The following is a 5,952-nucleotide window of genomic DNA, read 5'->3' on the forward strand; positions in this document are numbered from 1 at the left end:
TCTTCTCCCCCTCTCCCCATCTCCCCATCTCCCTACTCCCTACTCCCCATCTCCCCATCTCCCCATCTCCCTACTCCCTACTCCCCATCTCCCCATCTCCCCATCTCCCCATCTCCCCATCTCCCTATCTCCCTACTCCCTACTCCCTACTCCCTACTCCCTACTCCCTACTCCCTACTTCGGTACGGACCAAGAACGCACGTGACCTAAGGTAACTGGCACCAGATCAATCACATCAATGGTGAAGCGATAGATTTTCTTGGCTCTGCGACCATTTTCTGGGTCAAAGAACTTCAGTTTTACATCCCAACAGTTGCTATCATAACGACAGAAGGGACTCTTCTCTACTTCAATACTATGGAGTTCCATGCCTATAGCTACCGCTTCGGAAATACTTTCGGCGGCTTGGAAGGCATTAATTGCGGCATAGTTGATAGCGCGATCGCGGTCAGCTTGTCCTAAGTTCCGTAGGTCATAATAGACCCGATGTAGAAATGCCGTCAAAGACTTCCGGATTGCCGCTTCATCAGCATTCTGCTGTTCCTGACGAACGGCTTCGATGGCATTATCCACTAAGGTGTTGATTGTCCAGCCGTACATGCCCCGGGGACTATAAAGCTTCAACACCGGCAGCTCTTGTCCAGAAAACAGTTTGACAGTTTTCCGGCTCAACCGTCCCGCCATACTCACCCGTTCTATATACTCGTCATCGTTTTCTGGCAATGCCTCACTGGCCAGCATATCCTGCAAGGTGGCGTAGGTATCATCGGCAAATGCCCCCACCGGTTCCAGGGCATAAATGGGGGTCAGTTCTAGGTTCAACGTCCAAATTAAAGACTTCGCTTCATAGAGATTCTGACCCAGATAATCTCCCATTTGCCTGGCATCGTAGGGGTTGGGGGGAACCATTACCCCGTTGACCTCTACCGGTGGCATTAACTGCTTAAAAGAATCCCGCCTTGCTTCTGTTCCGAAATCATACCCCACCGTTCCCATCACATAGACCAGGTTTGACCCAGCACTCGGCACAATATTATTGGCTGCTGTAGTATTAGCAGTGATATTATCAGCAGTGATATTATTAGCGGTGATATTATTATCGCTAACCCCATCAGAAGATAAGGTTAATTGATTTTCTCTTCCTGTTTCCGTTAATTCTTCTCCACTATTCCCTATTCCCTGTTCCCTGTTCCCTTTATTCCCGATTCCCGATTCCCGATTCCCGATTCCCGATTCCCGATTCCCGATTCCCGATTCCCGATTCCCTTCCTTAGACGATATAAAAACAATCGTACTTTTATCCTCTGAGCCTTGACTAGTAATCTCTGACCCTTCACCTTTGGCTGCTAATTCTTGTCCGGTAATTAACTCAAAGGCACCGGGAATATTAACCTTGCCCAGCAAACAGCGTTCTGGTTCTTCTACTTCTTCTGGGTCGCAGGGAATGGCACTATTGGTAATAGCAGCACGAATCGCTTCCGCATCGGGAGCTGCCCCTTGTTGTAATTGCAAACTCATTAACAAGGCGGAAATTCCCGTAATTACCGGAGCCGCACAACTGGTTCCTTTTTTCCGCACTGCTTCATCGGTTCCCGGTTGTGCCCCCAGAATATTTTCTCCCGGAGCCAGCACCCCTTGTTTGGCATACTGGCCACCGAAGTTACTGAACTTGGCCGGTTGACCATTATCTTTGTAGGCTCCAACCGTTAGTACTCCCGGCAAAACTGCCGGAATACACCAACATTCCCCTTTATCATTACCACCAGGGGCAACCACCAGAACATTATTCTCCTGGGCTTGACGCACTGCTTTTTCCAACAGTTCATGGGCGACACCGGATTGGGTGGGGTGACAGGCGGCGCAGTGAATAATATTCGCTCCCAGTTCCAAAGCTTGATTAAAGGCATGAACTAGGTTCAGGGGGTTGATGAAGTTCTCCCCATCCCGAGCAATGGGGATATTAATGCCTCGGCAACCAGGGGCAATCCCTTCAACCGGAGAGCCTGGTTGTCCAAAAATGGTACTGGAAATATGGGTAGCATGGAAATTGCAGAAAATCCGATAACGAATCCGGTCGTCTGGAATAGCAGCTTCTAGTTTTTCTTTTTTGGTGTCGTCGTCAAAGTCATCTAACTGATTAATCTCTCGGAAGACTTTGATCAGATCGGGGTCAATTTCAAGTTCTTCTGACCAAAAGGGGGTAATTCGACTCAGCTTTGCCCCCTGGAAACAGGCTCGGTCTAAGTCTACTGAACCATCTAATACTGCGATCAGAAGGCGAGAATCACCGGTGGTGTGGGTTTGGAGTTCGGTGAAGCCGGGGATGGTGGAGAGGTCGGGCATTTTTTTTTAAGGTTATGGATGGGGAGTGGGGAGATGGGGAGGTGGGGAGGTGGGGAGATGGGGAGATGGGGGGATGGGGAGAATTTTGGTGTTGCTGAATCAAGGGATCAATAGCAGTAGAGTGGGCATCCTGCCCGCGACCAAGGATCAATAGCAGTAGAGTGGGCATCTTGCCCGCCCGACTATCTATCTATTGTAACGGGCAAGATGCCCATTCCACAGCAAGATCACTATTTTACAGCAACGGGCAAGATGCCCGTTCCACTAAGATGCCTATTCTACTACCAAGATGGCTGTTCTACTATCAAGATGCCTATGCTATCAAGATGCCCGTTCCCGCCAAATATTACCATCAACTAGTCACACATTGACTATCTACTCCTCCCGATTCCCGATTCCCGATTCCCGATTCTAATTGGGTATTGGTGGGCATTGCTTATTTAATTGCTCGCCGTTCAATAAAGATCATGTTCAGCAATGCCCACCCTACAAGTATCCCGATTCTTACCATCAAATAGTCAGACCTTGGGTATTGGTGGGCATTGCCTTTTTAACTGCTCGCCGTTCAATGCCTGATCTTTCGGAAGCAATGCCCAGCCTACAAGTATCCCGATTCTCCCGACTCCCGATTCCCGATTCTAATTGGGTATTGGTGGGCATTGCCTATTTAATTGCTCGCCGTTCCATGCCTGATCTTTCGGAAGCAATGCCCACCCTACAAGTATCCAAATTCTTAATTCTTAATTCTCAATTCTTCATTCTTCATTCTTAATTCTTAATTTCCGATTCCCCTATTTAAAACGAAAAACCCCAATAGCTGGGGTTTCTCTATCTGATTCTTTGTCAAAAAAGTCTCACCAGGGCAAGCATCGAGCAAACACCCAGCCGTGCCAGGTATCGGAAGACCCGGAAGTAGCAAGGGTTTCCCGCAAATTTATTGCGGCCAATCGACCGCCCAGCAATGAAAAAAAAGACTTTTGAGATAATTTGCATTAACTGTGATAGAGTGATTATTACTCGTCCCCTTCCCCCGCAAAAGGAAATGAAAAAGTGACCCCCGGTGGTGCACTTATGGAAGGGGTAACACCGTGGCTGGTGGTGCCTCCCATGCCCTCCGTCAGGGCTGTTTCTTCCAAGCCGGGGATGGGCTTAGCTGTGGTGGAACGTACGATGGGAGATTTTTGGCCAGGCAAGAGTTTTTTCTTTCCCATTTGCTTTTGCTCCTGTTAGATTTTGTTTGTTACAGGGTTTAGAATACCATTGGGTAAGGGCGGGGAGTCAAGGGGGGTTTACAATTGTTTACAGTGGGGAATTAAGAATTAAGAATTAAGAATTTAGAATTTAGAATTTAGAATTGGGAGTAGGGAGATGGGGAGATGGGGAGATGGGGAGATGGGGAGATGGGGAGAATTGTAACAGGAGCAATGGGCAAGATGCCTGTTCTACGAAACTAGTAGCAGCCGTTATAAAAAAGACTTTTGATGCAATTTGCCGCTTCTTTAGATCGACTGAGTCTTACTCCGCATCGTCTCCGGCAAAAGGAGGACAGGCATAACTATGTAGTGTTTGACACTGTTGGGCGGGTTGGAGCCCCTGGGCTTGCCCGTCCCATCCAGTCGTCAGCTCGGTTTCGGTCAAGCCGGGGATGGGCTTTGCGGTGGTGGAACGTAGGATGGGAGATTTTTGGCCAGGGAGTAATTTCTTTTTGCCCATTTTGTTTTGCTCCTCTTTATTTTTAGTTATTTCTAGTGGTTAGAATACCATTGGATAAGGGCGGAGAGTCAAGGGGAATGGGGAGTTGGGAATGTAGAATTAAGAATTAAGAATTAAGAATTGGGAATCGGGAGTAGGGAGTCGGGAATCGGGAATCAGGAGTCGGGAGGAGGAAGGGTGGGGAGTTGGGGTGATGGGGTGATGGGGTGATGGGGAGTATTGGAGTCAAGCAGCAACAGGCAAGGTGTTGGTGGGCATTGCTATTTAATTGCTCGTCGTTCAATAAAGATCATGTTCAGCAATGCCCACCCTACGAGTATTTATGCGATCGCTTAAAATCTCCCTATCTCCCTATCTCCCCATCTCCCTATCACCCTATTTCCCTACTCCCTACTCCCTCTTGTAAAACCCCTAACACAGTGCCTAGATCTCCTGATAATAAGGCGGATTTGGCTAGCCACAAACCAGGGAAAATTGTTGAAGTGAGAATGCCTGATTGATCAGGTTGCAAGGCAATATATTTCCCCTCTTGTAAACAGAACCAATCCAATTCTTGGTCATACACTCGCCAGACCAAATACTCCTGCACCTGATTACGGCGATAGACATTGAACTTTTGGTGTAGATCATACGACGCGCTACTGGCCGCAATTTCAACAATCAGTTCCGGTGCCCCTTCGACATAGTCGTCGTTGCTGATCGTAGATTGTCCATTTTCCTCGATGCGCAGCAGAGCATCGGGTTGGACTTCGTTGTCAGCATCTAGACCCACGGTAGAGTTATTCAAAACTTCTACACCAGTAGTAACCGCTTCGTAGGCAACCAGCCATCCCATAATGTGAGCATGGGGTTTACCGTGAGCTTTAGCATGAACAGCAGGAGTCATATACACACATCTTTCTATTAATTCAGCTTTTTTGATCTCGGGCATAGCGGCGTAGCGCTGCTCAAATTCAAAACGGGTGAGTGTGTCGCCGTTTTCTAGGGGGGGTATGGTTAAGGGTAGGGTAGAAATAGTCATAGAGCGGTTTGCAATGTAGTTAAGTACAAAGTTTTGGGTTTTTAGGGAGCAGGGAGCAGGGAGCAGGGAGCAGGTAAGAGGCAAGAGGCAAGAGGCAAAAGTGCGATCGCATAAGCTAGCTTGTAGGGTGGGCAAAAAAAGTTGGGTTCAAATCAGTATTCTAGATAATATAATTTTGCCCACCCTACTTGAATTCGTTTTTTTTTACACTCAATTTACTCTAAGTTTTAGCTTGTAGGGTGGGCAAAAAAAGTTGGGTTTAAATCAGTATTCGATACCATAAAACTTTGCCCACCCTACTTAAATTATGTGTACTGATAGCTGATAGCTCAGATTAAACGGATGCATTTCATATTTGCTGTTTTGGTGGTGCGTTACGGGACGGGCTGTTCCCCGGGCGTTGAGGCGCAAAATTAGGGTGAGCTCGTCCCTAACACACCCTACGCAGCTAATAACTGACCGCTGATTCCTTACAACTCTTCCTCTATAGGCTCGCCGTGATCAAAAATAATAATAAATTCAGCATCCGGCATCAACCGTTTCAAAGCCTTTAAATGGCCCTCGGCATCTGAACGCTTGCGGAAACGAGCAACAACGACCCGTTGCATCTTCGATAGCAGCCTAATAATCACCCATGGATGTAGGCGTTGATGGTAAGACATAATCTATGTATCTCCTTGTACTGGGGACCAAGAGCCAGCCACACCGGCCTCGCAAAATCCGTTGGCTGGCTCTTCCCGTGGACGTTTGGCGGGTAAGGCAGGAGATGTTACCATCTCCTCCTCCCCTAAGAACCGGACTTGAGACTTTCACACTCATCCGGCTCAAGCCTATTCAGTCCACCCTTTTGTGTAGATGTTTATTTTTGGCTTTAT

Annotated in this window: 12 protein-coding genes; 6 read left to right on the forward strand and 6 right to left on the reverse strand. The window is 47.7% G+C overall.

Annotated features, from left to right (window positions below; genetic code table 11):
- Positions 1 to 205 (forward strand): hypothetical protein (locus tag F6K53_RS34890; RefSeq protein WP_293083862.1); only part of this gene is annotated, 205 nt, incomplete at its 5' end.
- Here the strand turns inward: F6K53_RS34890 and F6K53_RS34895 are convergent.
- On the reverse strand, positions 175 to 2,343 hold the full coding sequence (locus F6K53_RS34895) for a PatA/PatG family cyanobactin maturation protease (protein ID WP_293083864.1): 2,169 nt from the start codon (positions 2,341 to 2,343) through the stop codon (positions 175 to 177). The genes F6K53_RS34890 and F6K53_RS34895 overlap by 31 nt on opposite strands.
- Positions 2,344 to 2,368: 25 nt before the next feature.
- Between F6K53_RS34895 and F6K53_RS34900 the strand changes: the two genes are divergently transcribed.
- From F6K53_RS34900 to F6K53_RS34915, 4 genes are all read left to right on the forward strand, one after another.
- Positions 2,369 to 2,497: a hypothetical protein gene (locus F6K53_RS34900; RefSeq protein ID WP_293066737.1), complete on the forward strand. Its 129-nt coding sequence runs from the start codon at positions 2,369 to 2,371 to the stop codon at positions 2,495 to 2,497.
- A 135-nt stretch (positions 2,498 to 2,632) separates the two neighbouring features.
- The gene (locus F6K53_RS34905) at positions 2,633 to 2,758 is read left to right on the forward strand and encodes a hypothetical protein (RefSeq protein WP_293019713.1); all 126 of its coding nucleotides are present in this window, start codon (positions 2,633 to 2,635) and stop codon (positions 2,756 to 2,758) included.
- Positions 2,759 to 3,115 carry a hypothetical protein gene (locus F6K53_RS34910; protein WP_293083867.1) on the forward strand — a complete coding sequence of 119 codons (357 nt, stop codon included), beginning with the start codon at positions 2,759 to 2,761 and terminating at the stop codon, positions 3,113 to 3,115.
- Positions 3,116 to 3,183: 68 nt separating this feature from the next.
- The gene (locus F6K53_RS34915; protein WP_293083869.1) at positions 3,184 to 3,324 is read left to right on the forward strand and encodes a hypothetical protein; all 141 of its coding nucleotides are present in this window, start codon (positions 3,184 to 3,186) and stop codon (positions 3,322 to 3,324) included.
- A 32-nt stretch (positions 3,325 to 3,356) separates the two neighbouring features.
- Here the strand turns inward: F6K53_RS34915 and F6K53_RS46170 are convergent, their stop codons facing one another.
- On the reverse strand, positions 3,357 to 3,554 hold the full coding sequence (locus F6K53_RS46170; RefSeq protein ID WP_364301995.1) for a cyanobactin class RiPP: 198 nt from the start codon (positions 3,552 to 3,554) through the stop codon (positions 3,357 to 3,359).
- Between the two features lie 173 nt (positions 3,555 to 3,727).
- Between F6K53_RS46170 and F6K53_RS34920 the strand changes: the two genes are divergently transcribed.
- Entirely contained in the window at positions 3,728 to 3,898 is a 171-nt protein-coding gene (locus F6K53_RS34920) for a hypothetical protein (RefSeq protein ID WP_293066731.1), read from the forward strand.
- Here the strand turns inward: F6K53_RS34920 and F6K53_RS46175 are convergent.
- The 4 genes from F6K53_RS46175 to F6K53_RS34935 form a co-directional block, all read right to left on the reverse strand.
- Positions 3,859 to 4,056: a cyanobactin class RiPP gene (locus F6K53_RS46175; protein WP_293019716.1), complete on the reverse strand. Its 198-nt coding sequence runs from the start codon at positions 4,054 to 4,056 to the stop codon at positions 3,859 to 3,861. The genes F6K53_RS34920 and F6K53_RS46175 overlap by 40 nt on opposite strands.
- 106 nt (positions 4,057 to 4,162) lie before the next feature.
- Positions 4,163 to 4,339: a hypothetical protein gene (locus F6K53_RS34925; RefSeq protein WP_293019717.1), complete on the reverse strand. Its 177-nt coding sequence runs from the start codon at positions 4,337 to 4,339 to the stop codon at positions 4,163 to 4,165.
- Between the two features lie 87 nt (positions 4,340 to 4,426).
- Positions 4,427 to 5,077, reverse strand: a complete 651-nt coding sequence (locus F6K53_RS34930; RefSeq protein WP_293019768.1) for a Uma2 family endonuclease — start codon at positions 5,075 to 5,077, stop codon at positions 4,427 to 4,429.
- A 470-nt stretch (positions 5,078 to 5,547) separates the two neighbouring features.
- Positions 5,548 to 5,739 (reverse strand): hypothetical protein, encoded by a 192-nt coding sequence (locus F6K53_RS34935; RefSeq protein ID WP_071105647.1) that lies wholly within the window; start codon positions 5,737 to 5,739, stop codon positions 5,548 to 5,550.
- Positions 5,740 to 5,952 lie beyond the last annotated feature (213 nt).

The organism is Moorena sp. SIO4A1, assembly GCF_010672065.1.
GTDB lineage: Bacteria > Cyanobacteriota > Cyanobacteriia > Cyanobacteriales > Coleofasciculaceae > Moorena.

Excerpts from the sequence above, each read along its gene's own strand:
- F6K53_RS34895 (WP_293083864.1), bottom strand. The coding sequence starts at position 2,343 with ATGCCCGACCTCTCCACCATCCCCGGCTTCACCGAACTCCAAACCCAC.
- F6K53_RS34905 (WP_293019713.1), top strand. The coding sequence starts at position 2,633 with ATGGCTGTTCTACTATCAAGATGCCTATGCTATCAAGATGCCCGTTCC.
- F6K53_RS46170 (WP_364301995.1), bottom strand. The coding sequence starts at position 3,554 with ATGGGAAAGAAAAAACTCTTGCCTGGCCAAAAATCTCCCATCGTACGT.
- F6K53_RS34920 (WP_293066731.1), top strand. The coding sequence starts at position 3,728 with ATGGGGAGATGGGGAGATGGGGAGAATTGTAACAGGAGCAATGGGCAA.
- F6K53_RS46175 (WP_293019716.1), bottom strand. The coding sequence starts at position 4,056 with ATGGGCAAAAAGAAATTACTCCCTGGCCAAAAATCTCCCATCCTACGT.
- F6K53_RS34930 (WP_293019768.1), bottom strand. The coding sequence starts at position 5,077 with ATGACTATTTCTACCCTACCCTTAACCATACCCCCCCTAGAAAACGGC.
- F6K53_RS34935 (WP_071105647.1), bottom strand. The coding sequence starts at position 5,739 with ATGTCTTACCATCAACGCCTACATCCATGGGTGATTATTAGGCTGCTA.